Annotated in this window: 33 protein-coding genes; 2 read left to right on the plus strand and 31 right to left on the minus strand. The window is 39.0% G+C overall.

Going from position 1 to position 25,549, the window contains the following annotated elements:
- Position 1: 1 nt before the first annotated feature.
- From IAE45_RS04060 to IAE45_RS04180, 25 genes are all read right to left on the minus strand, one after another.
- Entirely contained in the window at positions 2 to 4,921 is a 4,920-nt protein-coding gene (locus tag IAE45_RS04060) for a phage tail protein (protein ID WP_200125075.1), read from the minus strand.
- Positions 4,922 to 4,931: 10 nt separating this feature from the next.
- Positions 4,932 to 5,225, minus strand: coding sequence for a hypothetical protein (locus IAE45_RS04065; protein WP_233618941.1), 294 nt, complete (start codon positions 5,223 to 5,225; stop codon positions 4,932 to 4,934).
- 104 nt (positions 5,226 to 5,329) lie between these two features.
- Positions 5,330 to 5,737, minus strand: coding sequence for a DUF6096 family protein (locus IAE45_RS04070; RefSeq protein WP_200125077.1), 408 nt, complete (start codon positions 5,735 to 5,737; stop codon positions 5,330 to 5,332).
- A gap of 39 nt (positions 5,738 to 5,776) precedes the next feature.
- Entirely contained in the window at positions 5,777 to 6,040 is a 264-nt protein-coding gene (locus tag IAE45_RS04075; protein ID WP_200125078.1) for a phage tail protein, read from the minus strand.
- 20 nt (positions 6,041 to 6,060) lie between these two features.
- Entirely contained in the window at positions 6,061 to 6,474 is a 414-nt protein-coding gene (locus tag IAE45_RS04080) for a major tail protein (protein WP_008377743.1), read from the minus strand.
- Positions 6,475 to 6,486: 12 nt separating this feature from the next.
- The gene (locus IAE45_RS04085; protein ID WP_200125079.1) at positions 6,487 to 6,849 is read right to left on the minus strand and encodes a hypothetical protein; all 363 of its coding nucleotides are present in this window, start codon (positions 6,847 to 6,849) and stop codon (positions 6,487 to 6,489) included.
- Positions 6,849 to 7,391 carry an HK97 gp10 family phage protein gene (locus tag IAE45_RS04090; RefSeq protein ID WP_200125303.1) on the minus strand — a complete coding sequence of 181 codons (543 nt, stop codon included), beginning with the start codon at positions 7,389 to 7,391 and terminating at the stop codon, positions 6,849 to 6,851. The genes IAE45_RS04085 and IAE45_RS04090 overlap by 1 nt, the downstream gene beginning before the upstream one ends.
- Positions 7,381 to 7,731: a hypothetical protein gene (locus IAE45_RS04095; RefSeq protein ID WP_200125080.1), complete on the minus strand. Its 351-nt coding sequence runs from the start codon at positions 7,729 to 7,731 to the stop codon at positions 7,381 to 7,383. The genes IAE45_RS04090 and IAE45_RS04095 overlap by 11 nt, the downstream gene beginning before the upstream one ends.
- Positions 7,712 to 8,041 carry a phage head-tail connector protein gene (locus IAE45_RS04100; protein ID WP_200125081.1) on the minus strand — a complete coding sequence of 110 codons (330 nt, stop codon included), beginning with the start codon at positions 8,039 to 8,041 and terminating at the stop codon, positions 7,712 to 7,714. The genes IAE45_RS04095 and IAE45_RS04100 overlap by 20 nt, the downstream gene beginning before the upstream one ends.
- Before the next feature lie 18 nt (positions 8,042 to 8,059).
- Positions 8,060 to 9,094: a major capsid protein gene (locus IAE45_RS04105; protein ID WP_200125082.1), complete on the minus strand. Its 1,035-nt coding sequence runs from the start codon at positions 9,092 to 9,094 to the stop codon at positions 8,060 to 8,062.
- 15 nt (positions 9,095 to 9,109) lie between these two features.
- Positions 9,110 to 9,763: a DUF4355 domain-containing protein gene (locus IAE45_RS04110; protein WP_200125083.1), complete on the minus strand. Its 654-nt coding sequence runs from the start codon at positions 9,761 to 9,763 to the stop codon at positions 9,110 to 9,112.
- A 116-nt stretch (positions 9,764 to 9,879) separates the two neighbouring features.
- A complete protein-coding gene (locus IAE45_RS04115; protein ID WP_200125084.1) occupies positions 9,880 to 10,143 on the minus strand; it encodes a DUF6275 family protein in 264 nt (87 codons plus the stop codon).
- Between the two features lie 37 nt (positions 10,144 to 10,180).
- Positions 10,181 to 10,363, minus strand: coding sequence for a hypothetical protein (locus tag IAE45_RS04120; protein WP_200125085.1), 183 nt, complete (start codon positions 10,361 to 10,363; stop codon positions 10,181 to 10,183).
- A 5-nt stretch (positions 10,364 to 10,368) separates the two neighbouring features.
- The gene (locus IAE45_RS04125) at positions 10,369 to 10,590 is read right to left on the minus strand and encodes a hypothetical protein (protein WP_233618943.1); all 222 of its coding nucleotides are present in this window, start codon (positions 10,588 to 10,590) and stop codon (positions 10,369 to 10,371) included.
- 5 nt (positions 10,591 to 10,595) lie between these two features.
- On the minus strand, positions 10,596 to 11,738 hold the full coding sequence (locus IAE45_RS04130) for a minor capsid protein (protein WP_200125087.1): 1,143 nt from the start codon (positions 11,736 to 11,738) through the stop codon (positions 10,596 to 10,598).
- 12 nt (positions 11,739 to 11,750) lie between these two features.
- Positions 11,751 to 11,954: a hypothetical protein gene (locus tag IAE45_RS04135; RefSeq protein ID WP_200125088.1), complete on the minus strand. Its 204-nt coding sequence runs from the start codon at positions 11,952 to 11,954 to the stop codon at positions 11,751 to 11,753.
- Positions 11,917 to 13,359, minus strand: a complete 1,443-nt coding sequence (locus tag IAE45_RS04140) for a phage portal protein (RefSeq protein WP_200125089.1) — start codon at positions 13,357 to 13,359, stop codon at positions 11,917 to 11,919. The genes IAE45_RS04135 and IAE45_RS04140 overlap by 38 nt, the downstream gene beginning before the upstream one ends.
- 12 nt (positions 13,360 to 13,371) lie before the next feature.
- Positions 13,372 to 14,709 (minus strand): PBSX family phage terminase large subunit, encoded by a 1,338-nt coding sequence (locus tag IAE45_RS04145; protein ID WP_200125091.1) that lies wholly within the window; start codon positions 14,707 to 14,709, stop codon positions 13,372 to 13,374.
- Positions 14,681 to 15,187 (minus strand): terminase small subunit, encoded by a 507-nt coding sequence (locus tag IAE45_RS04150; RefSeq protein ID WP_200125093.1) that lies wholly within the window; start codon positions 15,185 to 15,187, stop codon positions 14,681 to 14,683. The genes IAE45_RS04145 and IAE45_RS04150 overlap by 29 nt, the downstream gene beginning before the upstream one ends.
- A 62-nt stretch (positions 15,188 to 15,249) precedes the next feature.
- On the minus strand, positions 15,250 to 15,450 hold the full coding sequence (locus tag IAE45_RS04155; protein WP_200125095.1) for a hypothetical protein: 201 nt from the start codon (positions 15,448 to 15,450) through the stop codon (positions 15,250 to 15,252).
- 194 nt (positions 15,451 to 15,644) lie between these two features.
- Positions 15,645 to 16,061, minus strand: a complete 417-nt coding sequence (locus IAE45_RS04160) for a sigma-70 family RNA polymerase sigma factor (protein ID WP_200125096.1) — start codon at positions 16,059 to 16,061, stop codon at positions 15,645 to 15,647.
- Entirely contained in the window at positions 16,058 to 16,285 is a 228-nt protein-coding gene (locus IAE45_RS04165; RefSeq protein ID WP_200125098.1) for a hypothetical protein, read from the minus strand. Before IAE45_RS04165 ends, IAE45_RS04160 begins: the two co-directional genes overlap by 4 nt.
- Positions 16,286 to 16,678, minus strand: coding sequence for a RusA family crossover junction endodeoxyribonuclease (locus IAE45_RS04170; RefSeq protein ID WP_200125304.1), 393 nt, complete (start codon positions 16,676 to 16,678; stop codon positions 16,286 to 16,288). It abuts the gene before it with no gap.
- Entirely contained in the window at positions 16,671 to 16,910 is a 240-nt protein-coding gene (locus IAE45_RS04175) for a hypothetical protein (RefSeq protein WP_200125100.1), read from the minus strand. The genes IAE45_RS04170 and IAE45_RS04175 overlap by 8 nt, the downstream gene beginning before the upstream one ends.
- 239 nt (positions 16,911 to 17,149) lie before the next feature.
- Positions 17,150 to 19,375, minus strand: a complete 2,226-nt coding sequence (locus IAE45_RS04180) for an AAA family ATPase (RefSeq protein WP_200125102.1) — start codon at positions 19,373 to 19,375, stop codon at positions 17,150 to 17,152.
- 57 nt (positions 19,376 to 19,432) lie between these two features.
- Between IAE45_RS04180 and IAE45_RS04185 the strand changes: the two genes are divergently transcribed.
- Complete coding sequence (locus tag IAE45_RS04185) at positions 19,433 to 20,317, plus strand: DUF4393 domain-containing protein (RefSeq protein WP_200125104.1); 885 nt, start codon at positions 19,433 to 19,435, stop codon at positions 20,315 to 20,317.
- A gap of 202 nt (positions 20,318 to 20,519) precedes the next feature.
- Here IAE45_RS04185 and IAE45_RS19170 read toward each other — a convergent pair whose 3' ends face one another.
- The 4 genes from IAE45_RS19170 to IAE45_RS04200 form a co-directional block, all read right to left on the minus strand.
- Positions 20,520 to 20,651, minus strand: coding sequence for a hypothetical protein (locus tag IAE45_RS19170; RefSeq protein ID WP_267907342.1), 132 nt, complete (start codon positions 20,649 to 20,651; stop codon positions 20,520 to 20,522).
- Positions 20,652 to 20,946: 295 nt separating this feature from the next.
- Positions 20,947 to 21,195, minus strand: a complete 249-nt coding sequence (locus tag IAE45_RS04190; RefSeq protein WP_200125106.1) for a hypothetical protein — start codon at positions 21,193 to 21,195, stop codon at positions 20,947 to 20,949.
- 23 nt (positions 21,196 to 21,218) lie between these two features.
- Positions 21,219 to 21,371, minus strand: coding sequence for a hypothetical protein (locus IAE45_RS04195; protein WP_200125108.1), 153 nt, complete (start codon positions 21,369 to 21,371; stop codon positions 21,219 to 21,221).
- A 2-nt stretch (positions 21,372 to 21,373) separates the two neighbouring features.
- Positions 21,374 to 22,975 (minus strand): DEAD/DEAH box helicase, encoded by a 1,602-nt coding sequence (locus IAE45_RS04200; RefSeq protein WP_200125110.1) that lies wholly within the window; start codon positions 22,973 to 22,975, stop codon positions 21,374 to 21,376.
- 53 nt (positions 22,976 to 23,028) lie between these two features.
- Here IAE45_RS04200 and IAE45_RS04205 point away from each other — a divergent pair, with 53 nt between their 5' ends.
- Complete coding sequence (locus tag IAE45_RS04205) at positions 23,029 to 24,747, plus strand: ATP-dependent nuclease (protein ID WP_200125112.1); 1,719 nt, start codon at positions 23,029 to 23,031, stop codon at positions 24,745 to 24,747.
- Here the strand turns inward: IAE45_RS04205 and IAE45_RS04210 are convergent.
- Together IAE45_RS04210 and IAE45_RS04215 are read right to left on the minus strand one after the other, a co-directional pair.
- Entirely contained in the window at positions 24,740 to 24,895 is a 156-nt protein-coding gene (locus tag IAE45_RS04210) for a hypothetical protein (protein ID WP_016613107.1), read from the minus strand. The genes IAE45_RS04205 and IAE45_RS04210 overlap by 8 nt on opposite strands.
- Positions 24,896 to 24,908: 13 nt before the next feature.
- Positions 24,909 to 25,544 (minus strand): hypothetical protein, encoded by a 636-nt coding sequence (locus tag IAE45_RS04215; protein ID WP_200125114.1) that lies wholly within the window; start codon positions 25,542 to 25,544, stop codon positions 24,909 to 24,911.
- Positions 25,545 to 25,549: the final 5 nt, after the last annotated feature.

Raw genomic sequence — 25,549 nt, forward strand, 5'->3', positions numbered from 1 at the left:
CCTATATGTTTAACTCGGTATACCCAAGCTGTTGATGGTATTTGTTGATTTCTTTAACTGCAATACGTCCGAATTCTTTACCGCCAATATTAATGACAATATCACCATTTGGCGCTTGTGTTGGCGTTGCTCCCAATGCAGAAATAGCATTCATCAATGTGGTTACCATAGATGAAGTGAAGTCTTTCATACCGCCACCTTCATAGTTCATTTGATTGTTGTTACTAAACGTACTGTTAGACGGTGTGAACGTTGGTTCTTGGAACATTTCCGGCAACACTATACTTGAATTGAACATATCCAGCCCAAGATACTTAACGGCTTGTTGAATCAATTCAGCGGCACGTTGTGGTTTCTCTAGTGGAATAACCATCTCTTTCTTGTTTCCTTCGCCCATACGGTATAAACCGTCTTGATTGACTATGCCGCCGTTTTCATAACCTACAATTCTTCGACCAGTTGGTCCCCAACCTCTGTGACCATAAGGTAGGTCATAACGCCAATTTGAATTATTGAAGAAAGCTAACAATTGATGATAGCCATTAAAAATATTTTCATAGCCGCGAAGTTTATAAGCATTAAACGTGGACGGGATATATTGAAGCAGCCCTCTTGCTGGGTTCCCATTTGCCATGTTTATATCCCACACAGCTGAGCTTTGAGTAATACTCTGATTACCACCAGACTCTCTTTGAATTTGAGCGAGAACTCCATTAATTTCAGAACTGCTAATCCGCTGTCCTAGTTTGCTTGCAGCCTGTTTGATTTTCGATGTCCATCCACCATTGCCTACAGCAGCACCACCGATTGCACCAAACAAAGCATTTTTGTCGATATCGCTTGTTCCAAGAGATCCATTGATATGCAAGTGATCGTAGTGGTCATTCTGCGGCCATCTTACCCAACTGCCACTTGATCCAGTACCAGACATTCCTTTACGGTCTCGAACTTTCCCTTGAGTGATTACGTAAGCTACTTTTGATGCAAAGTTATCAAAAACCCAATTGGCAGGAGCCATGTATTTAGATGATCCATTCATACTTGCTGGATACGCAACGTCAATTGCCTGATGCTTCCCATGGGAATGAGGGTCTCCTGGTCTGAAACCAGAGGTGATTCGCATACCTGGATATCGATCGACAGTCTTTTTAGCGATATCGTATAGGTATTTGTATACACCCCAACTTCCCATTGATCCATCAAACGAACTATTTTGTGCTTCATGTCCTGCATCAAATTTTGATTTAAACCATTCATAGGAACCCTCAGCAACAGTTCCAACAGCTCCTTTAGCCATTGATAATGCTGGCTCAAAAGCATTACTTAAATTAACAAATTTGGAAACTGCAGCATTCAATAACTTTTTAGGATTAGATGCATACGACCAAATGTCTGAAGCAATTTCTTTTGCTCCATCCCATTTCTCTTTTAACCATTCGCCTACACCGTTTGCGTAGGCAGGTACGCCATACATTGCGGCAGTCTTTGGACCACTCAACACAGATGTTCCTTTTGGCAAATTTACCATCAAATTTCGCTGTGCCGGGAAGATACCTGTGCGACCGTCTGGCGTACGATAGGCTTCTTGATAGTTAGATCCTAATCCATCATTGACTAAAGCCATTCCACCCGGATGATAATTAGTACCTTTTACGTAATTTGGATATTTAGGTACAGTCCAAGTTTTCATAGCTTCAGCTGCAGAACTTGCGCCAACTTTATTAAGAACCCATTTTATTCCCTTAATTACACCGTTAACTCCGCCTCCGATAACACCAACAATTCCATCAAAGATTTTTCCTGCGCCTTCTTTAACAGACTTAACACCATCTCCCAAGCCTTTACCGATTTTTTCACCAAGTCCTGTAGCCCACCCAGTGATTTTATCGAAAGCTTCAGAAGCATTTTTCTTCATTGTTTCAAATGATCCGCCCATGCTATCTTTTAAATTAGTAAAGGCTGTGCTAGCTTTTGACTTTGCATTGCCTGCTGCTGTTGTAACTTTGTCTTGAATTTCATTCCATTTTTCAACAGTGTTCTTTTTGACATTATTCCATCGATCAGAAACATTCGTTCTCAGTTCTTGCAGACGATTTGATACATTATCTTTAGCTGTTCTTGCTTTGTTTGATACATCTGTAGAAAAAGTGTCCCAAGTTTCTTTTGTATTCTTCTTGATGTCACTCCATCGACCACTAACATTCTTCCAAATATCAGAAGCCTTGTCAGTAACTGTTTTCTTTGCGTTGGTCCAAGTATCACCGGTCCACTTTTGGATGTTCCCCCAAGTATCAGATACAGTTTTCATTATTTTTCCAAATCGATCATCGATTACATCTTTAAGTTCGCCAATAGCTTTTTTAGGATTTTTAACTGCATTTGCAACTTTTCCTAGTACTTCAGCGAGAAACTCAAGGCCTTTAGTCAATGCCTCTAATTGAGTAAGAATTAAAAACTTAGCTACTTGGGATAAAGGAACAATCACGACATCCCAGAACCATTTAAAGATCGGTTTGAAAATCTCAATCACTTGATTTAAAACTTTCAATGCCGCTGAGAACATATCAAAGTATTTAGGAACATAGTCTTCAATGAAGAAGCTTGCTAAAGGTAGTAGAACATTTTTATACAACCACTCAAGACCATCTCCGACATTTTTCAAGATAGGCCGAATCGATTTGAATAACCCATCTATTGCTTTGAGTAATGGTGTGAAATCAAGATTCTTCGCCCATTTTTCTGTGGCTTTGGTCATGCCGTTGATATTACCTAATAAATCATCTACTGCGTCGAGGATCGTTCCGAAGATTGATTCTCCAACTTCCCCTTCTTTCCATGCCTTTTTAAGCTGCTCTGCAATATTACCGATCGTGTTGAAGATATTCGTATAGATTTCAAGGATATTGGCAGCTATACTTTCTCCACGGCCATCGTTCCATGCATTACGAAAAGCAACAGCAACTTCGTTAAGCAATTCAAGGATTCGGTTCCACATATCAAAAATGGATTGAATCAAGCGTGTTCCTCGTCCGTTGTCTTCCCAAGCTCGTTTGAAAGCACCAGCGATATCACCGATTATTCCGAGTATATCTGCAAGCAGGATCAATATATTTTCTATGAAAAGCTGTCCGGTTCCGTTGGTCCAAACTTCCATAAATGACTTGCCGATAGCAGAAGCCAAACCTATTACTTCACCTAATGCATACTTCCAGGCATTGATCACTCTTTGTCCTTGGTTTTTCCACGCATCCTGAAATGGTTTGAAGAAATTCTTTAAAATATTTTGAATATCCTTCATCCATTTAGGCGTAGAATAAGTGCCTGTCGCTGAACCAAAATCAATACCAGGAGCAGAATCTTCTTTCTTTTCATCATCTGTATCCATCGTTAGCTTGTTGATTTGGTCAAATCCCATGAGAGACTTTTGTAGTTTCTTCACTTTCTCATTGGCTTTATTTGCAGAAGACCCAGTATCGTTTAACGCTTGGATATTGTCATACAGTCCACTAGCGCCTTGTTTTGCTGCATCATAGGTTTTCCCGAATAGCATCGTAACAAAGGAAGCCAACTGCCCTGTGAGTTGAGCTACTGTACTCATTAACATATTTAATGCTGGTAAGATTGCCGTGTATATTGGATAAAATGCCGTCATAAGGTTGACTTTGATCTGATTCAACGAAGCACTGAATTGATCGTTCGTTTTCAATGCTGACATCATACCGCTAGCCAGTTTAGTAATTGCGCCACCTAACAGCTGATAAACGACCAATGAAGGTAATAGATATTTCATCGACTGACCAAAAGCATTCGTGCTTCCGGTCATTCGATTCGTTCCAGCTGTAACTTTGTTGGAATTACTAGAAAATAGACTTCCAAACTTTCCAATAAATCCAAGAGAGTTACTCAAGCCATTTCCAACGCTCCCAAATCCGTGTGAAACTGCATTGGACATACGGTTGAATACTCCGCCATATTTAGAAACAGCTCTCTCAGATTGCTTCAACCCTGTGCCTGTCATACTTGCACCCTTAGAAGCATTACCAGTTTGAATGGAGGATTGGCCTAATGCAGAGTTGACTCGTTGGAGAGCCTTCCTCAGCGCTTCTGCACGATCTTCTGTTTGGGAATACTCCTTCTGTAGACGATCATTATCACTGATTAATTTATTCATCTTGATTGATTGTTTTTGAATCTCACCGGACGTTTTCAGTGATTCAGGTGTATCCTCATAGTTCTTGAATCCAGATGTAAAGCTGCCAGTTGGTACGCGTTGATCGTTGTACTCTGCCTTCAACGTCCGAATTCGTTTTCTCATCGCTTCGATTTGTGCTTCGTTTTGGCTCATGCCTTTTGTAATGTTGCCCAGTGAAGAAGGAACTGCATCAAGTTCGCGTTTGATGGTATTCCCCAATCCAGCTGCTTGATCTTTGAACTTCGTCATTTGCGCTTGCGCACGTGCGATTTGTTCATCGTATTTAACGACTTTGCCTGTATCCCCTTGACTCGATGCCGTTTGTCTTTGCGATTTCAGATAAGCAACCTTTTCTTGCGCTGCTTTCGCTTGGCCCATTTTAGCGTTGATCTCATTGACCATCGCATCGATTTCCTTAGTCACTTTCGGGCGAGCTTTGCGGATCCCAGAAGAAAAGTTATCACCAACGGTTTCGGATGTTTGCTTTGTCGATCGTTCGAAGTTGTTAAGCGACTTCTCAAGCAATTGAGTCATCTTGTCTAATTGTTTAGAAAAGTTGTTCGTCCCTTTTTCGATATCCATATTTTTCTCAGTACGATCCATAGAGTTACCGGACATTTGTTGGATTCGACTCATAGCACTTTCGATTTGTGGCAGCACTCGTTCCAAAGACTGCTCAACTCTTGCAGTATTAATATCGAGGAGTACCTCAAGCGTTTCTAATTCCATGCTTTTTCACCTACCTTTCTTCTATGAGTTTTCTTCTCTTTCGTGTTGCATTGATCGCTTGTGCTTGAGCTAAGAATATTTCTTGATCACGCTTCATCGCGTTTTGCTTTGATTCCTCTTCTGTTTTGGCTTCCTCAACGGCTTGCTCAATCTTTTTGATAAAAGGATAAGCATCTTCGAACCCAGGCATGTGTTTAGGGTCGTTAAAAGCATAGATTGATAATTTTTGCTGCGCATAATCAAAATATGCCCTCTCTCTCATTTCATTTTCTTTTATCCGCTTGTTCGCTTGGACTTGTATCATGATTTCCTCAAGAGTCATTCCCCAATACTCAGTAGAGGGGATTCCTGCTTCAACCGCTTGAGGATACATGTGCTCAAGCATTTCAGATAAATTAGAGAAGTTTTTTACAGAAGACTGTCTTCGCTGTTCGTCTGATCCAAAGATTCCCCATCTGTCACTTCGTTCTCCGTCTCTTTCTTTCCGAAAAAACCAGCTTCATCCAAAAATTCATTCACTTCACCAAATAGATCCATAGTCGTTTTCCCAGAATCTAGGTATTGTTCGAATGCTTCAGTGATAACTTTATCCGTTACACCGCTTGTTTTATTTGCCCCTTGCAACACGATCAGCAAACTATTTGATGGAGGCAATTTGATTTCTCCTTGTTTCTTAACGAATAAGCCCATGATGCCTTCATCTAATCGTTTTTCAATTGCTAAAACGGCTTTACCATCCAATCGCAGTTGTAAAGTTAGATCACCTAGTTCGAATGGTGTTGTGTGTGGAAATTGTGCAATATTGTTTTTTGACATAGTTGTTTTCCTCCTAAGATAAAAAGGCTAGTCTTTCGACTAACCTTCTTCTGGTTCTGTTACTGCTAAAACGTGTGTGTCTGTTTTATTTCCGGTGCTTGTTGTCCCTGTGGTTGTATAGGTTCCTGGCGGCACCTCTGCAGTCCAGGTAATATTCCCGGTGTTCGATACGGCCAAACCTGCAGTAGTTGGTGCAATTGTATATTTAACAGTTTTATCAGTAGCATCACTAGGTGTTACAGTTGCTGTCAATTGACGATTTGATGCAGTCCCCGCAACTGCGGTAGATGTCTTCGGTGACAAAGTAACCGACTCGGGGTTGATTACTTTGCCGGCGCAGGTGTCATAGTCGGCCCTTCACTAACAACCACACCTAAGTTAAACCCAATGGCTTGATTGACTTCTGCACCATCAAATTTATAATATGGTTCACCAGTAAATTCTGATTTTAAGCCATCTGGATATGTGATTGTCCAATCGACCGATTTATTCGCTTCAACCAAGGCGTGAATATCACGGAAGTTATCTCCTTGATATACGATCGCAAATTCTAAGTTGTCAGTATCTTCGATACCTTTGATATAAGCTTTCTTTTCTGATCCTAAGTGTGTTACATCCACTTTTTCTGGGTCACTACCCAAAGCTGGGATAGATTTAACTGCTGCTACAGTTTTAGTTGTTGCACCATCTTTGTAGGTTAAGACGGTACCCTTTGATAATAGTCCTGCAAAATCCATGTGTAATTCCTCCTATTTTTTGTAAACATATTTCGTAACATTATCAACTACAGCTGTTACTTCAACGATGATTCGCTTTAGATCAGCTGTGTTAGCATCTTTAGTGGTGCCAGAAAAACCAATACCACTGAATGTGCTTAAAACACTTTCAGCAATACTGGTCTGGCTTTTGTCTCCGTATAATTCAACTGTGATTGTCCATTCTGTTTGTAACTCTTTACCTAATGAATCAATCTGATGTGGCTTGTTAGCTGTCCGGTAGATAGCCAATGGGAATGTATTCCAAGTTGAAGGATAGTCCGTAGCAATCTTCTTGATAGCAGTAACGGCTTGTAATATTTCAACAGTGACTGCCTTCATATTCACTCGTTCCATCACTTCAACTCCCTTAACTTGCGTTGTACATACTCTTTGTAGATTTCTGGTGCTTCACCAATCAAATCTACTAAAGAAGGATACAAGAATGGTCGTGCTGGCTGCCCTTTGGTAATATAGAAGTCTGTACCTTGAACAGTCACACGAGGAATACCGTATATAGCTTCCAAATCAACTGCAACATCTTTTGCTGGGATAAACCATGCTGTTTGCGAGTAAACTGGTGTAAATCCTTCTGGTAAGTCTTTTTGACTAGCTTCACCGACAGGACCAGTACCAACTTCACGAAATAGCGCTTCTTGCTTGTCGGACCAGACACGCCCAACAATTTGGTTTTGTGCATTGATCACAACTTCATTCTTTAAACTTCCCAATAATTCACCACTAGAATATTTCATGCTAGACGACAATCGCAATTCGGCAGCTTGTTTGATCAACTCAGTGATTTCAAAAGTCGCATCCCACATCGCATCATCCAAGATTTGCGGTATTGCTTTGACTTTTCTCCGTAAACTTTCAAGGCCTTTGATTTCAACTCCCACGATTATCATTCCTTTCTAGCATAATGTTCTTATGTGTCGAAAATGTCTGGATAGATTTGATTGTGAAATCTGGCTCTTCATCTTTGCCAACATATACGCAAACGCCGTCTAGTTCGTTCTGTCCCTCGTTGATCTTATCACCTTGGTATTTGCAAGCTTTCATTGTTTCAAGCTTGCTGCCATAGATTTGGGCGTTTACCGAACCGCTTGCCGCTTGTACATTCATACGCAACTCAATCGGATCAAACGGGTATGTGATTATTTCTTCTGCTTCTTCATCATGAGTGACTTTTCGTTTTTTTAAATAAACTGTAATTAGCTCACGTCTTCTTAGTCGCATAGAAACTCACAACCTTTCCTAATCGATATCGATTCAAACCTCGTTGGATAGATTCGGGAATATCGGTGTTAAACGACCTTGAAACGCCACCCTCAGAGCGACTAACTTCTCCTTCGTTACTTTCTTGGTTATAGGCAATCGTGGCTAATTGGCGTGCGTATACCCAAAGTGCATCAATCATTTCTTCACGATTTGTGTAGTCAAGGACGAGAAGTGCTGCATCTTCGACTAATCCCACAATATCTTCGACTTGAAGATTTAAATCTTTGGCTAACCTTTCGGATGCCTTTTTTAGCTTTTCCTCATCCATTGACTTCTCACTCCTCTTCTACTCGCCAGATCCACCAGGCGCAGTAATAGTTGGTGTCCACAATTTGTGTTTGAATTGAACGATACGAACGTTTTTAGCTTCGTATACACGTTCCCAGTTCCCACCCGTAGCCAACTCAGCATTTGTTGGAGATGAACCAGCAACAGATTTACTTGTGAACTTAACTCCACGAGGATGTAACAAGAAATGTTGACGGTTAACCAATATATCATCACCAGCTAATGCATCACGATCTGTTTCAGTAGGGACTGGAGCAGCGCCGTTACCCAAACCAATAGCACCTTGGCCAAAGATGTACGAAGTGAACACTCCGCCAGAATTAGGCATACCGTCATCAACGATCACACGTTTACCCATGTAAATTGGGATTTTTGTGTTGTTTGAATCTAACAAGAATTCAATCAAGTTTTGTTTGCGCAAGTTAGCATATACAGACGAGTGAACAGCAATTGCAGTCAGTTTTTCTTCTGCGTCACCCAATTTGTAGGAAGCATCTAGGAATGTTTCACCAGTAAACGCAGCAGCATTACCTGTTTCAGTAGAAATATCTAAGCTATTATCGCCCATTTTTGTAGTTGCAGCACCAAACACACCTTTTAAAACACTCAATAATGTGGTTTGTTGACGGCGTGCCCAATAAGCTGCAACCAAATCACCAATAGCACGCATAGGGTCGTCACCAGACAGCGCTTTGGATAAATCATTTACTTTCCAAGCTTTACCACGCATCAAGAGAGCGGCAATATCTTGCCCAGCAACGATCTTATCTGTTTCTAAAGATTCGGTATCAGACAACACTTCATCGTCACCAGTCAAATCTTGCCAAAATGGCATATTGATCAACTTACCACCAGCAGTTGCTAATGCATCTAATTCTGGATCCTTCACGACGATTCCCGATTGATACAACGCTGATAATTCAGCAGTACGTTCGATGACGTACCGGTTGAAGACTTCTGGTACAATGACATCTTCGATTTTTGTTTTAGCAGCAAAATACTGCAAGTTCATTTTCAATAAACTTTTTTTCATTTTTTCTCCCACTTTCTATTTATTTGCTAATGCCCGTAAGGCTTTTGCTTTTTCTGGATCTTCTCGCAGCAATCTTCCTTGTTCAGTGAGATTTAGCGTTTCTTTTGCAAATGGATTAACCTCTGTTTTGCTACCAGAAGAATCTAACGGACTATCAATAGAGCTTTTTAGTGCTTGATCAACTGCTTTTTGCAAGGCTGCATCCCAAGCTGCTTTAAAAACTTTAACATCCGCCATTACTTCCTCAGCAGTCTCACCTTGGATACGGTCAGCTAAATCACTCGGAATACCAATACTTTGAAGTTGTTTACCTTTTTCTACAAACAATTGTTGCTTTTGAAATTCTGCTTTTTCTTTTTCAAACTCTGTTCGGTCTTTATCCAAAAGTGCTTTTTGGCGATCTTCTTCAGATAGCTTTGCCAAACGTGCAGCTTCATTTTTTTCTTCTTCGGCTTCTTTTTGCCAACGTGACTTTTTACTTTTGACAATAGAATCGACATCCTTGTCATCTTTGAAGCCAAATTTTTCCTTAATGGCCGCCAATTGTTCTTCATTCAATTCATCGACGTTGAATTCCGGTGTTGTTTGTTCTCCCGGGTCGTCTCCAGCACCGTCTTCTGCGAAAAATTGTATATTCAATGGCATAAAAAATTTCTTGCTTGTTTTCATGATTTGTTTCTCCTTCCATACCTTTTTACGTGGATAAATGCTTGCACTTCCATAGCTTTTATAACGTCATCAATGCTTGGACAAAATAAAAAGCCCAGCGGCTGCTAGACTTCTGACTAATAAGGAACACGAATATTTTCTTGCTTTTTGTATACATCCAAATACATTTCATTCTTATCCCCGTTGTTGGTTACTTCAAAATAAAGTCCATCACCGGAGCGACTAGTTGATAAGAGCGCCTTGTTGTTTTGTAACGCTTTTGCTAGCCAAACCACATACAACTCTTCCTCTTTCAGTGGCGGATGTAGCGATCCCTTTCGTTCATTAAACGCCTTGACGATTGCTTTCTTTGCTGCCGTTACAAATTCTTGATCTCCCATTTTACAAAATCCTCTCTTTTTTCAAAATAACTTTTTACTAGACTTCCGTTTCTCTCAATGCATAACCTACAGTAGAAGTATTATTAAACCTAGCCGAGCGTTTAACGCCTGTAGCACCCCCGATATAATCGAAACTGAAACCTGTTGTGGTTGGTCTAAAATTTTCCACACCTTTGAAATGATAGGTCTGTCCATTATTTGTGAATACGATTAATTCCATTTAACTTACACCTCCATTTCTTGAATTAGTTGATTTTTTGCTACTTCCGTCATTCCTATAGCATTAAGCGACGTACTTTGTGTGTAAAAGGTCGATATAATTCCATTCTGATCTAGGCCAACCACAACAATACTTTCCGCATCTTTAAAGAATTCCTTTGATTGATCCATGAACTCTTCATTGCTGACACCACGTTCTTTCTTTCGTTTCAATTCTCTGAAATCCAAGCAATTCACACTCCCAATATTTTCTTCTTCTGTAAGGCTATTTCTTCATCTGAGTATTTTTCTTTCAGCTTGTCCATCCAATCGTTATAGGTTGTTTCACCTCTGATGGGAATGACTTTACCACTAATAGGATCTAAAGAGTTCCTAGGTAACTTCAGCGTAAGTTTGCTGTACATAACCGCTATTGTTCTACACCAAGGATGAAGTGGCGGATACGTTCCGCTAGCACCGTTTACCTTAGCTTCAGAAACTGGATAAATTTTGTGATCTTTACCTTTGCAGATTTCAGACGTTCGCAAGTCCAGCACAGCTACTAGCATGTACTCTTTTACGCCGTTATCTTGCCAAGCTTTGAGTTTCGCTTGGTTAGCCATGTAATTAGCTTCTGTACGAATCAAACGTCTAGCTACGCCAATAGAGCGGTCAAATTCACTAGCTATTGCCTTAGCCATTTCAAACTCAGACATGCCAGTCATGGATTCAACGGTGAACAATTCTTCCAACCTTGCTGCTAAAGCTTCAGTATCGCCCCACAGTCGCTTAGAATAATTCGATCCATGCCAGTGGCTATCGAGAATGTTCTTTGTATACCTGGTCGATAGTTCCTTAAACTGATAATCCTTCTTATTCCATACTTCGATGACTACGCCATTCTTAGCGTTCTCTTGCGCCTTGCGGATGACTGATTCAGCAGTAGCCTCACGATATGACTCATGAATAGCATCTACATAGAATTCTGTCTGCTTTTCTAACTGAACATCTGCAACTTGCTTAGAAACTAAAAAAGACTTGGCTTTCAAGTCTTCTGCACGAGTGATACGCTCTTTAAATGCTAATGCTTGCAACCTGTTCTTTGCTGCAACTTGTAATTCAGGATCTTTAATCTGTTTAGATAGCTTTCTCAATTCTGCTAACTCTTCAACTGATGTTGTTTGGTTCAGTATCCGTTTAGCTTCATCCTCAGACAGCCCAGATCGCTGCTGAGAGCGAGCAAATAGCTTCCTAACCTTTTGAGTTAAGTACGTCTGTGCTTGCCTATAGGCTTTCGCCACAGCTTCCTCAACTTTGATTGCGCCATCGTTTATTTTTTGTTCAGCATCGACATTGCGGCGTTCCCAATAGGATAGCTTACGTTTCTTTTGAGCCATTTAATCAGCTCCTTATTTCACCCCACCAGTTAAAATACTGATAGAAAATTTTAAAGCTTGCTCTTCGTTAAAACCCTCTTCTAAACATTTATCGAACAAATATTTACCTTGCTTGGCAATATAATCAAGACTTTTTTGCATTTCAAAGAAAGTGGCTTCAATCATTTGATTGTTCTCGTTAAACTTCATTAGTTCTTTTAACTGCTTTTCGTTCATCTTCTTCATCCTCCTGTGGATCGTCATCCAAATCCGAGTGACTATCTTCTGCTTGTACGCCCAACACTTTAGCTTGCAACTTCATGCTTTCTTCTTTTTCTTCTGATAATTGTTTTAGAACTTCGTCGACATCATCAATATCAGGTAACCAGGTTAACAATACTTTCAGTGGTAATATTCCTGCATTATAAGCTTGGACAATTTGATTAATAATATCCGTAGTATTGATAGGCAAATTTGGCTTCAATTTAATCTTAGTACCGGTGGTATCGACAGATTTGTCTTTAATTTTCAAGAAATTTTCGAACACCAACATCCGGTTGCGCAACCCTTTGATCATGTATCGTGATTTAACTGACATCAGCTGTAGCAATCCGAAAAGCTTGTATTTCATGCTCTCCCCTGAAACATTCCCTGCAAAGTTTTCGTCATTCAGATTCGGTACATACGTAACTTTATGAATATCATCTAGAATTGAGTCTCTTAAAACATCAACGCCAGTTTCATCTAACTCTTTAGTTAGATATCCAGCAGCAGTATCTGACGGAGGAGCCGAAGTTTGTAATAATTTTTCTTTCATCAGTTTTTCACCATCACCGTCTGCTAACATAAAGCCTTGTAAAAACATAATTGCATCAACAAATGCTTCTTTATCATTTAATCGATCTGATTGTAATAAGTTGTATGCGTCAATTAAGGTCATTGCCTGTTCAAAATCGCCTTGTTTTTCTTCATTGTTTCGATATTCGATTACAGGTACTGCTCCGAAGTAATGTGGCAAAGCCTTGATTAAGTCATATTCTCCCCATCCTTGACTATTGCATTTGTAAGTTATTACTCGGTTGTCATTATAATATTTAACAAGATAATGAGAAATACCACCTTGCAAGTTAAACACGGGCTGATGATGGACCGCGAACAGAGGGTTTTTGTCTACGGTATCGTCAGTTACCAAGAAAATGCCACGTGGATCAATGCACTTAATCGTAGGCTGCGTCGTTCCATCTTTATTTATCTTAAGGTAAACAAGTTCATAGCCAATGCCAAATGTAGACAAATCTTTTTCTAACTCTGTATCATGCGACACGATGTCTATTTCATCGTATAAATCTAAAATAGGTTTGATATTCTTATCCGAGTCACTGGTGTAGGCGATAGGGTTCCCAACCATGAACCCAACATTCATATCTACTACATATTTGGCATGATTAACGAGTACTTTATTATTTGGTGCAGAATCATTTTCTTTCTCCCGTTTAAGAATATCTTGCTCGCCATCGTAATAATCGGATAGCCTTTCAAGCCGTTGGGTTTGTGTTAAATGTCTCTGGATACAATAGTTGAGCAATTCGGCGCTTGGATTGTTTAAGTCACCCGCCACTTCTCTGTTCACAGCAATTGCCATTTTCTCACTCCTTTAAAAACCAAATTTAACTTTATTCTCTATCACTACTTTTATATTTCGCATATCGTTACTAAAAGCGTATCTAGTCGCATCGATCGTGTGGTTGTCTTTATCTTCAAGACGCGTCTTAGGATTACCATCTTTATCAACCTGATAATCAATATTTTCAAATTCTCTCGCTGTATTAGGTGTTCTTTTAGGGTCAATGCAAATGAAATCCAAATCATCCAACCATTGTTCACCATACTCCACACTATCTGGTCCTTTTTTAACACCTTTTACTCGTAACATCCCTTGCTCATGCACTAATTCATCAATGCTTTTCGGTTCTGCTGAATCAGCAAAGACTTCATCTGAACCATATCCTTTTGCACGTGCTTTACCAGCAAATTCGCGGTTACTAATTTTTACGCCGTAGATTTCATCAATAGCATAGATACCATTTTTTTTCTTGTCGTAGTGCCAACGTACAAATGCCAGCGGATCAGTAGCGTAACCAAAGTCAAGACCGTTGCGAATGTTATCGGAATTCGCCACCATCTCATCAGTGATAGATCCTGGTTCGATTTGTAAGTTGTCAAAAGGAACCACACCTGAACCGATTGCTTCGCCCATATACTCCCATCGATATTTCAACGGCTTATTCTTTCTGACGTTTTCCGCTTCTTCAACAAATTTCTTTGATAAATATGGATTACCAAGATACGTTGAGTGATGAACAAAAGTATTTGAATCGATAAAACTAGATTCATATTTTTTATTAACCCAAGACTGGCGCCGTTTGGGCGGATTGTATGAATAGTAAAAGCTATAATCAAATGGATATACCTTTTTTCGTTGGCTGTCGGAAGTAAATTTCCCTTCCAACTCCTCACGAAGAATAGAGTTCTCGATTGTAGTTACTTCTTCTTCGGTTTTGAATTCTGCTAATTCTTCCCACCAGCCAATAGCTAGAGGATAATCAGCATCTTTGATTGATTTAATTTTTTCAGGATCATCAGCACCAGCAAAGTAAATCTTATTCCCCCTGGGCTTATAGGTGATCTCAAGTTTTGAGTCAACAAAACGAAAAAGATGCCGAACGCCTAAGACGTTTGCAGCACCTTTAAAGTTTGCATAGGATGATTTCAAAATTGTATTTTGTACTTTTCTTATTCCAATTGCAGATACTGGATATTCCATCACATCCAACATGATTCTCATAGGGATATGAAATGATTTACCAGATCCACGTCCACCTTTTAGGACATATCGAAGGTGCTTCTTTTTCTTGGATGCTATCCAGAAGGATTTGAATTGATCAAGTACGATTTCCGAAAGCCTAACCGTCGTTTGTGTCGTCGATATCATCGACAATCACCACTTTCTGTGCTGCGTTGACATCAAGCTTATCATTGAACATTCCCAAATGACGGCCAAGCATTTCTAATGATCTCGTTTTGTCTGCTAATTTAATTTCTCTTTCGACACTCGAGCCTTTTTCTCCCCATGACTCTTTTACCTTGATTGACTGAATGACAGCCAAGTCATCGTCGGATGCATTTTCTAAAACTGATGCATCTTTTGGATCGATTAAATCAGTCGCTTTAATAAATGCAATCTTTGCTAATTCTTGAAGTACTCGGTCTTGATTAATGCCAGTACGGCGTGATCGTTCCGCCATTTTTTGTTCAATGTACGTGCGAACCTTAACTATTCTTAATAGTTGTGATCCTTTCACATCTGCTGTTTTTGGACTATAGCCAGCTCGAATAGCAGCTTGCGTGGCATTTAGGTCAATCAAATACTCATCGGCGAACAGCTGCTGCTTGGGACTAAGTTTGGCCATAAATGCCACACTCCTTTCTGAATTTTATGCAAAATAAAAACCCGTACTAAGACGGGTAACAATTATTGACTTTTTGAATCTAATTCGTTTAGTTGTTTCTTCCTTCGCTCAAGTGTTTCTTTAAGAAAATCCGCTCTTGGACCCCAATCTCCTTCTAAATTAGAACGTGATTTTCCGTTATTGAGATCATAAAGCTCTTGTTCCAACTCTTTAATTGATATTAGCAAGGACTCTTTAGTGTAATTTTTCTTTTCATCCGACATAGAATTCACCTCCAATTAAGGAAATGATACTCCTGACCTAGATTGAAAGCAATAACCAAAAAGACAGCACTAGCGAATTTCGAAATGAGATGCTCCACCTCTTTCAAAAAATTGTGCTGTCTTTCATAATTTTCGACAATATAAGAATATCATGTAAAAATCAATATGTCTGTTGAATCTGTGTTGACAACGTATTATACATTTTTACTAAATCGTATCATCTTCATAATGTCCGCATGTCTGCTTCTTATATATTGATAGGTATATCCTGTTTTTTCAGCTATTGATTCCAGCTTCATGCCATCCACATATTTCATTTTGAGTATCCGCTGATCTAGCCCTTGAAACTTTTCAATCGTATCAATAATATCTTGTCTTTGCTTTTTCAGTTGTTCCTCTCTTGTTGCCAATGATTCAATCACTTCCTTAAGTCTTACCTGCTTTTGTAAAGCTGTCAAAAAAGTTTGATGTTTCGCCAAATCGCCATCTTCGTTGCTGTAGTTTTTCCAACGATATAATTCATTCTCATTTAAATCCAACGATAGCCTTATTTCGAAAAGCTCTTGATCGATCGCTATCAGTGAAGTTACCCATTCATATATGCGAATCACCTTCTTGCATTTTTTACTTTTTGAACGTTCTCATCTTGAAATGTAATAACCGCGTTTAAAAATCCTAGTACAAGTGGATGGTTATTATATTTGTTCCCAAGATCCCCCATAGACTTTACTAGCCATTCCCAGTACTGGTCAGAAGTCACCGGATATTGTTGGGTCACTTGATTAGATTCATTCATCCACTCATGAATATCAGTAAATACTGCACTCCAATCCAATCAAATCCCCTCAATTCTGATATAGATACCTGGTTGATCTGCCCAAAACTTCTCAGCTACCAAACTGGCCACATAACAATCATCTTTCCAGAAGCCTAGATCAGTCATACAGTCCTGCAATAATTTCTGGCTATTATCCAAGTCGGGCTTCGTGTATTTATACTCTCCATTTTGATGGCCATTTATTATAGGAAACAACCACTTCACCATTAACCGAACCGGACCCATGTATTTTTCTTCCGGAACATGTTTGGCCAGATGAGAAGTCAATTTTTGACGTGCAGCCTGCAGCTCTTTCGGCTCATAGAAGTGTGGTTTGCCACTCACCACTGATACCTTCTTTTGTTGGTGAGTCGTTTCTGGTGGAATCATCGGCATGAAAAATTCAATCAAGTTCACCCGCCCACCTTTCGTCATCGGGAATATTTTTGACATATTGGCCTACTTCATAATGCCCATTTACATCTTGAATATCCTTTGCAGTTTCAATTACTTTATCTTTAGCTCTTTGAAAAGCCTGGATCCTTTTCACTTTCCCGTCGCTTCTTCCGGACATAATCAAACTTTCACCACTTAAGAAGAATGCTAGAGCTAACCACTCTTCAGCTGTTAAATCATTTTTCATACAACCACCATTTTCTGTTATTTTATTTTCGAGAACTCTGTAATTTCTGGATTTGTGAAGACCCAATTTTTGTCACGTTTACTCCTTTTATGAATAGCTATCCTGAAAGGAGCTATTCATAAGGAGAACGGACGCTGATGCGACAACGTTTTGAAGCGTGAAAGACTAGTGAATAGCTTACTAGCCTTTCACGGAAAGAATTGTTTTGAATAGCTAGTGAATAGCTTACTAGCCTTTCATTACTCAACAACTTCTTTTTTGTGTAGCATTCCGTCAATTATTTCAAAACCTTCATGTTTTTTTACCTTGTTGTAAACTGACCTCTTGCTTATATCTAAATACTCGGCAATCTCCTCTGCGTCAATAGGACCACCATCCATTGATAAACCACTAAAAGCTGTATCTAGTTCTTGTTTTGATTTCTCGCTACGTGATTGATTGGCTTTCTTCGTGCCTTTTTTCCAACTATCTTTCCCATCTTCATCTAGCTTGATATCTGCCAATGAAGAATCAAGCACATGCAGCGGATATTTGAACCATGCGTTGATCGGGTCAAATTTCGGGAATTCTCGCAACGTCCCATCTATTCGCCATGCTGTTGCCTGTCTGGATAAGCGAACTGCTTGCTGCCTTTCAATCTCTACTTGTTTCAAAATTTCTTGTGATCGAATTGCACTCATCAAATGTTGACCCATGTGCTTCACACTAAATTGATCATCTTGGCTAATTTCCCCATAAGTCGGATTGTATTGTTGGATCGCTCTTAGGTAAACACTGCAGGTAGCTTCGTTTTCCATAGCCATGTAGCGATCCTCAGTGACTGGCAATTCAATCAAGTCCAGTATCGCATCAGGATCTCGTGCAAATACTCCGGATCCGCTCGAACGGTCAATAGAATTCTTTCCACCTTGCGAGCCTTTCGAGTGATGATGACAGTAAATGACGGCACAGTTCAACTCAGTCGCGATTTTATCAAATTGGTTCGTAAACTTAGCCATTTCATGGGCGCTGTTTTCGTCCCCAGTCAATACCTTATAAATCGGGTCAATGATTACGGCCATGTAATTGGATTTTTGAGCCCGTCGGATTAATTTAGGTGCCAGCTTATCCATTGGGCTTGTCTTACCACGCAAATTCCAGATATCAATATTTGATACATTACTATGACCTTGTCCTAATTTTTCGTAGATATCAACGAATCGAACTCTTGCTGATCGATCATCTAATTCCAGATTGACATACAGCACCTTCCCCTGTGCGCAGTCAAACCCGAACCACTGCCGACCTTCTGCAATGGCGATGGCCAATTGGATAAGTGAAAATGATTTCCCAGCTTTCGATGGTCCAGCAATCAACATTTTATGCCCTTGCCGTAGCATCCCTCTAATTAATTCCGGCGCAAGTTCAATCGGTTGATCAAACAAATCGGACAAACTTTCCGGATCCGGAAGATCGTCGTTGACACTTTCGATCCACTCTTTCCATTCATCCCAAGAAGATTTCCCAATATTTGTATCGATGATAAACTGCTTTTTGTCTCCTCTTGTGGCACCTGGCATCCGACTTAGTCTGGAAGGGTTCCTGTTTTGATTGTCATTAGTCAGTCCATTTTTCTTGCAGACATCATAAAGATAATCAACCCGCTTCCGATATTCTGGATAATTGTCAGCATCCACTCTTACGATGGCATGGATCGATTTTCCACCACTGTATAGCATTGCCGTAATAGGCAGCTCAAGTTCTCGCATGATGGCATTTTGTTTTTCTAAGCTCATGTTGTCAGATTCTACTAATGCATAGCGAAATTCTGTAACATTATCATTCTTTACGCCTTTACCATCCATGGGATTGAAACGAATCCACGCACCCGCTTCTGGATTATAATCCCCAAGGACTGATCCTATATCATCCCCACAATGGGTTAATGCTTCAATTAATTGACCTGCTGTTCGGTCAAAAGCGCCTTTGTTCGAAGGCTTCCATTTTCCGTCATCGTCCTGCCACGATTCTACATTATAGGCAACCGTTTCTGATGGTTCGAATAATGTTTCCAGATAACGGATGATCTGTCTTGCTGGCTCCCACTTCACTGGCTCATTGATTTCTTTGCCCTCAATCCAGTTCCGGTCAATAATGACCAAATCATCTTTTTGAAGTGTGCCGTTCCAATCTAATTCATGGCCACCGTCCTCATTTCTAAATGGGGATGTCCAGCCATAATCTTTTGCCAGCTGTGTAATCGTTGCACCAGTGACAGGGTGATTGGTTCCTTCAAAACTATCCCACTTCTTGAAACATTCCCCTGAATGGTATCGTCCGGAATCTTGTTGGCTCCATTGATCCCAATCTAGTGCTGTGTATCCTTCATGCTTGAGAGCCATCCCAACGTTGATCCATTCCTGATAACCTAGCATTGACGGATCCACGTATTTTAATAGTTCTGTTAAATCTAATTTATTTTCCAATTTGGTATCACATGCTTTCTTTGCTATAATAAATTAAAAATGAATTGAGGTTATTTTATGATTGAACTAATACCAACAGTAGTTACTTCGTTTGCAACCGCAATGTCTACCAATGCTTTCAAAGGTGCTAAAGGACCGGCTCAAGCGTTGGATGACATTATGTCTCTTGTTGGTTTCGAAAAACTTCATTTATATGCAGAAAAGAAACGCGTTAAAAATGAAATATACATTAAAGATTACAAAGAGAAAATCGCTCAAGAACTTGTGATAATTCCTGAAGAAAGTCTTCAAGAACCTCCGTTATCAATAGTAGGACCAGCTCTAGAAGCTTCAAAATATTATATTGAAGAGGAAGAATTGAGAACTATGTTTGCTAAATTGATTGCTTCATCCATGGATAAGAGCAAACAAAAATACATTCATCCTTCTTTTGTTGAAGTCATAAAGCAGTTATCTTCAGAAGACGCTGTTTTTTTGAAAGAATTTCAAACTTACACACGTTTGCCTTATGGAAAAATAACTGCAGTTGAAGATAAAAAAAGCACTTCTGACTTTACTAAAAAGATAGAAACGAAAGGAAAGAAGACATTTTTTGAGTTACCACAGCTCCCATCTTGGGAAGATTTTGAAAAAGAGTATGCAACTAAATCCTTTCCATTTATTGATTTTTTCTATTACTCTAAAAATAGAAAAGAGTACCTCCAGAACGAATTCAGTATCTCTTCTATTAATAGATTAGGCTTGATAATAATTTCTCAAGGTGCTAAATTAACAAATCCATTAGTATATGAAGAGATCGAAACAGAATTTACTCTCATGAAGAAACAATTAGAAAAAGATCCTTCAAAAACAAATCTGCCTCGTAACTGTCATTTAATACTCGAAAAGGGCGTAATAGACTTATCTCCTTTTGGTATTTCATTTTTTAACACTTGTATCTAACTCCTTTTTTATAAACGATAATTCTTTCTCAAAAAAATGTTCTAGCCATTTCTCCATCATCTTCATATGAAACCTGATCATTATTGATGTTGTAACAAAAGAAACAAGAACAGAAATAAGTATAATTTTTACCATTTGAATCCCTCTATTCAGTAGTATATTTGCTTGATTCTTTAACTAGGCGTTGTTTTCAGATTGTTAACTAAAGAAAATAATCAGATTTTTTAACTATAGAAAGTCCAAATTCTAAAACTTCTATAACATCGCTATTTATGTTGCCGGATTTTTCTTGGAGAGAATTTTCCGGCTCTCTTAAATCTAATTTGCTTTCCACATGCCTGTTCCTTTCAAAATTATTTTCCCTCTTTTTCATCTATTTTTTTACCAATGATCACTGAAATGACCATAATCGCAACGAACAACGAAAATCCTAATACTGCATAAGCCATAGTCATCCCCCGCTTTCTATAACTTTACGGACGATCGGATCTCGATATAACATTCTGTACTTGAGTGTTTCATGTTGTAGTTGTTCTTGAAGCTTATTGATCTGTTTCTGCTGATTCACAATTGTAATAGTTAGATAACATAGTGCCAGAACAGATAAAATCGTTATGACGATTGTTTTTTTATGATTCATTGGCTTGTTGCTGTTTAATGCAATCTTTATCTGGTTTTAGATGTTTTGACAGTTCTCTCATAGACATTTCTAAAGCTTCCACTTGATTTTTCATCCACTCTTGTACATCTATTTCAGATTTAAAGTTATCCCGATTACTCCACGCCATCTCTAGCTGAACTGATCGTTCTGCAATATCATTTGCATAGTCAGTAATGTAGTTAAACTTCATTTGACTATAACCAAACGCTTTTTTCATTTACTTATTCCTCCTATTCTCTATTACTGAAACACAGAAATCTTACTAATTTTAAACTCTCCCTGAGCGACCATCGCTTGTTCTTCCACATCTTTCTCATTGTAGCCATGCAAATACATTGTTAGGGTTCGACCTTTCCAATCAATATAAATGACTTTGTACATTTTAAGATCCATCACTACACCTCTAATCCGATAGGAACATAAGTTTCAGGAATAACTGTGTTTGGTGTGCGCCATCCGTTAGATGCAATGCGACCGATCATGTTTTTAGCACTATCAAAGGACCACATACCAACGTTCTTAAAGCCACGTTGTTCAAGTTGACGGATTTGTTTCGGTGTCGCAAGGCCTGCTTCTTTTCTTTTATTCAAACGTTCCAAGATCAAGCTTGCCTTTCCGGCATTATCAATTTGATCTGGTAAAATACCCAGTTTTTCTAACGCTGACACCTGTTGATCAGACGGCGGTACCATTTCCCAACCAAAGGATGGTACATAACTCGTTAAATCCTCGGCTTGAATAGACATTTCAAATTGCAGTGGATCCACAAGCTTTTGCTTTCTTCGGCGCATTTCTGCTAATTGTTTTGCCAAGGCTTCCTCACGTTCCGCAATGACATCTTTTTCGGCTTGCACTTCTGCTTCTTCCAAATCCAATGCCAATCCTTGTTCGCCGGCATCTTCAATGTTTTCAGTCATTGTCTGAGCAACCTCATCACTTGAAGCAATCAAGTGTGCTGGATGGCAAAGCTCATGCCGTTCCGTGTGCCAAAGAAAATCAAGCAACAAAAGTTCTTCTTTGCCTTCATGTAATCGAGTTCCACGTCCCACCATTTGACTGTAAAGGGATCGAACTTTTGTAGGGCGTAGTACCACGATGCAATCGACGGATGGACAGTCCCACCCTTCAGTTAACAGCATCGAGTTACAAAGGACGTTGTATCTGTCATTCTCAAAGTCTTCCAAAACTTCCACACGGTCTTTTGAATCGCCATTTACTTCTCCTGCACGGAATCCACGTTCATTTAAGATATCCCGGAATTTTTTACTGGTTTTTACTAATGGTAGAAATACCACTGTTTTTCTATTTGAACAGTGCTTAACCATTTCATCAGCGATTTGATAAAGATAGGGATCCAATGCAGTACCTAAATCTCTTGAAGAAAAATCCCCGGCTTGTTGTTTCACTGCAGTTAAGTCTAATTTCAAGGGAATAGTTAGTGCTTTGATTGGCGATAAAAATCCTTCTTTGATTGCTGCTGGTAATGTGTATTCATAAGCTAAGGACTCGAAATATGTACCGAGGTTTCGCATATCACCACGATCTGGCGTAGCTGTAACCCCTAGTACATTTGAATCCTCAAAATGGCTCAGTACTCTTTGATAACCATCACTAATACAATGATGAGCTTCATCGATGATGATCGTATCAAAGTAATTAGGCGGAAACTGACTTAGTCGCTTCTCGCGTTGCATACTCTGAATGGATCCCACCACGACCCGAAAAAAACTTCCAAGGCTCGTTTTTTCCGCTTTTTCAACTGCTGTTTTTAGTCCTGTCGACTTTTCTAATTTGTCAGAAGCTTGATCCAGTAATTCTCCCCGATGGGCAAGGACGAGCACTCGCTCGCCCGTTCTCACCCGATCTTCGATGACCTTACTGAACACAATTGTTTTCCCGCAGCCAGTAGGCAGAACTAGCAATGTGCGCTTTTTCCCTTCCTGCCATTCTTTTTGGATAGAACTACGTGCTTCTTGTTGATATGGTCTTAATTGCATAGAAAATTCCTTTCTTAAGTTGTATAATTATTGAAAAACAATGGAGGAAAAATATGATAAATAAACTTTTTATAAAAAGTACAGAAAGTAAAAAAACAAAACCGTATTCTCCAAATTCTCTAAATATTTTTGTAGGTCCTAATAATTCTGGAAAGTCATTATTATTAAGAGAAATCTTTCAAAATTTAACGATTAGATATGATGTTCCAGAGTCAGTTTTAATAGATGACATAATCTTATCTACTCCTCCAACAGAAATTACAGATATGCTTCGTAAACAAAACGAGGAGAAAAAGGTTAGCGCTTATGAATCATATATGTACTTTTTTGAAAAAGATCAATACAATAGTCAATATGGTTCCATTCCAATTCGAGAATTCAATGATTTTTCAGAAGGAAAAGTAGATGACTATAAATCCGATAACTATAGACTTTTCAAATATGCTGTATTGCAAAGTAATGTTCTTCTTCTTAGCGGTGCAACTAGGCTCCAGTCAATGGAATCAATGGATTTTTCTACAATAAGCAATACTAGTATTTCAAATACTGTTAATACATTGTTAAATGATGAAACTTTATTGAATACTATGCGCGAATATATATTTGATGCTTTTAGTTTGTATCTAGAAATTTTTATCATTAGCGGTCAGGCAAAGTTCGTCCTATCAAAAAAACCTCTATCTGAAGAATTACGGCTTAGCGTAAGACCAGCAGCAGCCGAATTTTTGCTGTCTAACTCATATAGCTCTGAGAATTCTAGCGACGGTCGAAAAGCTTATCTTGGAATTCTTTCTGAAATAGTTGCTGGTAATCCCAATGTATTACTTCTAGATGAGCCTGAAGCATTTCTTCACCCGCCTTTAGCCCGAAAACTTGGAAATGTAATCTCAAAATTTGTTACCTCTGATAGTGAGAAACAAATCTTTATTAGTACTCACAGCGCTGACTTTATTATGGGATGCTTTGAAGCTCACGTTCCATTAAATATCGTCCGATTAACTTATGAAAATGAAAAATCTACATTCCGTCCCATCGATCAGGACTTACTTATAAAAATAATGAACAACCCATTACTGAAATCAACAAATGTTTTAAAAGCTATTTTTTATCAACGGGTAATCGTTACTGAAAGTGACTCTGACAGAGCTTTTTATGAAGAAATAAACAGCAGATTACTTGAATATAAACCCGAATGGGGCATTAAAGATTGTCTTTTTGTTAATGCACAAAATAAGCAGACAACTGGAATTATTGTCAAAACTTTAAGAGCTATTGGTGTCTCAGCAATTGCAATTGTTGACCTTGATTTCCTAAAGGATGGAAAAGGTGAGTTTGCTGATAAATATCTTGCACCAGCTAATATTCCAGTTCCTTCTTATTCTGGACTTCAAAGTAATAGAACAACTTTAAAAGAAGCATTTGATAAATTACAAAACGAACACGGCTCAACCAAGCCTGAATTCATGAAAAAGGAAGGACTTGAAATCTTAAAAAAATCAAATCCAGAAACCTATCAAATGGGTATGGATTTCATGGATACACTAAATTCTTACGGCTTATTTCCAGTTCCTGCCGGCGAATTAGAATCCTGGATGAAACACCTAGGTGTGCTTGGACATGGATCAAACTGGCTAACAGATGTTTTTGAAAAAATGGGCGATAATCCTACATCTGATGATTTTATAAGACCAACTGAAAATGATGTTTGGGAGTTCATTTCAACTATTAAGAAATGGTTCGATAATCCAGATAAAAAAGGTATGGTTAATTAACTAAGATTTTTTGAATATTAAATTCATACTGTGGTTTTCCCGAGAGTGTTTGGACATACTCTCGGGCTTTTCTTTCACTATCAAATACTTCCAAAATCTCTTTACTCCAACCTGAAATACTATATTTCCAGACAATAAAAACATACATTTGATCTGTCCTCCTAAAATGCTCCCGGTTGGTACCCTTGTTGCGGTTGGTTCGTTGCTGGTGGTTGGGTATAGTTTTGGGCTGGTTGCTGATTTGGATTTGCTACTGGTTGATTTGGATTTGCTGCAGGCTGCGCTTGATAATTTGCTTGTGGTTGTTGGTAAGCCGATTGAGCTGATCCCGGTCGATCATTTAGTTGTTTTGTTGGATCCACATCTTCGGAATAAATCATGTAGCCAGTAGAATTGTATTCATTTCCATTGCTGCCCATTTCTTTTTTAATGGATGTCACGCCAATCGATCCAATCACTGTTTGCCAATTCATTTGCAACTGTTCACCATGTCTCTTTTGACCAATGGCTCCAAAAAACGCTGAAACCATTCCTTCTGTTCGTGAATGCAGAAATAGATTGTGTTTTACGGTCTTGGTTTCCCCTGTTCGAGTGTCAATTTTTAATGTCAAAATTGCTTTATTACACGCTGGCAAAGGATTTTGACTTCTTGAATTTGGATTTGGAGTATGACGTGCTCGTTCAAACTTTTCTACTTTAAACCAGTATTCGCCCGGTTCTAGTAGTACAAACTCACTATCTTGGACAATCGTGTCATCCCAGCTTAATTCTCGTTCTTGTTGAAATTGTTGTGTCATTGATC

Source organism: Enterococcus sp. S53 (genome assembly GCF_016516865.1).
Classification (GTDB): domain Bacteria; phylum Bacillota; class Bacilli; order Lactobacillales; family Enterococcaceae; genus Enterococcus_D; species Enterococcus_D innesii.

Coding starts and splice junctions, on each gene's coding strand:
- IAE45_RS04185 (WP_200125104.1), top strand. CDS start 19,433: ATGATTGAACTAATACCAACAGTAGTTACTTCGTTTGCAACCGCAATG.
- IAE45_RS04115 (WP_200125084.1), bottom strand. CDS start 10,143: ATGGGAGATCAAGAATTTGTAACGGCAGCAAAGAAAGCAATCGTCAAG.
- IAE45_RS04085 (WP_200125079.1), bottom strand. CDS start 6,849: ATGGAACGAGTGAATATGAAGGCAGTCACTGTTGAAATATTACAAGCC.
- IAE45_RS04175 (WP_200125100.1), bottom strand. CDS start 16,910: ATGAAAAATGATTTAACAGCTGAAGAGTGGTTAGCTCTAGCATTCTTC.
- IAE45_RS04200 (WP_200125110.1), bottom strand. CDS start 22,975: ATGCAATTAAGACCATATCAACAAGAAGCACGTAGTTCTATCCAAAAA.
- IAE45_RS04205 (WP_200125112.1), top strand. CDS start 23,029: ATGATAAATAAACTTTTTATAAAAAGTACAGAAAGTAAAAAAACAAAA.
- IAE45_RS04070 (WP_200125077.1), bottom strand. CDS start 5,737: ATGTCAAAAAACAATATTGCACAATTTCCACACACAACACCATTCGAA.
- IAE45_RS04100 (WP_200125081.1), bottom strand. CDS start 8,041: ATGGATGAGGAAAAGCTAAAAAAGGCATCCGAAAGGTTAGCCAAAGAT.
- IAE45_RS04110 (WP_200125083.1), bottom strand. CDS start 9,763: ATGAAAACAAGCAAGAAATTTTTTATGCCATTGAATATACAATTTTTC.
- IAE45_RS04150 (WP_200125093.1), bottom strand. CDS start 15,187: ATGGCCAAACTTAGTCCCAAGCAGCAGCTGTTCGCCGATGAGTATTTG.
- IAE45_RS04155 (WP_200125095.1), bottom strand. CDS start 15,450: ATGTCGGATGAAAAGAAAAATTACACTAAAGAGTCCTTGCTAATATCA.
- IAE45_RS04210 (WP_016613107.1), bottom strand. CDS start 24,895: ATGTATGTTTTTATTGTCTGGAAATATAGTATTTCAGGTTGGAGTAAA.
- IAE45_RS04140 (WP_200125089.1), bottom strand. CDS start 13,359: ATGGCAATTGCTGTGAACAGAGAAGTGGCGGGTGACTTAAACAATCCA.
- IAE45_RS04145 (WP_200125091.1), bottom strand. CDS start 14,709: ATGATATCGACGACACAAACGACGGTTAGGCTTTCGGAAATCGTACTT.
- IAE45_RS04120 (WP_200125085.1), bottom strand. CDS start 10,363: ATGGAATTAATCGTATTCACAAATAATGGACAGACCTATCATTTCAAA.
- IAE45_RS04080 (WP_008377743.1), bottom strand. CDS start 6,474: ATGGATTTTGCAGGACTATTATCAAAGGGTACCGTCTTAACCTACAAA.
- IAE45_RS04190 (WP_200125106.1), bottom strand. CDS start 21,195: ATGAAAAAAGCGTTTGGTTATAGTCAAATGAAGTTTAACTACATTACT.
- IAE45_RS04065 (WP_233618941.1), bottom strand. CDS start 5,225: ATGATACAAGTCCAAGCGAACAAGCGGATAAAAGAAAATGAAATGAGA.
- IAE45_RS04060 (WP_200125075.1), bottom strand. CDS start 4,921: ATGGAATTAGAAACGCTTGAGGTACTCCTCGATATTAATACTGCAAGA.
- IAE45_RS04095 (WP_200125080.1), bottom strand. CDS start 7,731: ATGCGACTAAGAAGACGTGAGCTAATTACAGTTTATTTAAAAAAACGA.
- IAE45_RS04195 (WP_200125108.1), bottom strand. CDS start 21,371: ATGGATCTTAAAATGTACAAAGTCATTTATATTGATTGGAAAGGTCGA.
- IAE45_RS04105 (WP_200125082.1), bottom strand. CDS start 9,094: ATGAAAAAAAGTTTATTGAAAATGAACTTGCAGTATTTTGCTGCTAAA.
- IAE45_RS04135 (WP_200125088.1), bottom strand. CDS start 11,954: ATGAACGAAAAGCAGTTAAAAGAACTAATGAAGTTTAACGAGAACAAT.
- IAE45_RS04215 (WP_200125114.1), bottom strand. CDS start 25,544: ATGACACAACAATTTCAACAAGAACGAGAATTAAGCTGGGATGACACG.
- IAE45_RS04130 (WP_200125087.1), bottom strand. CDS start 11,738: ATGGCTCAAAAGAAACGTAAGCTATCCTATTGGGAACGCCGCAATGTC.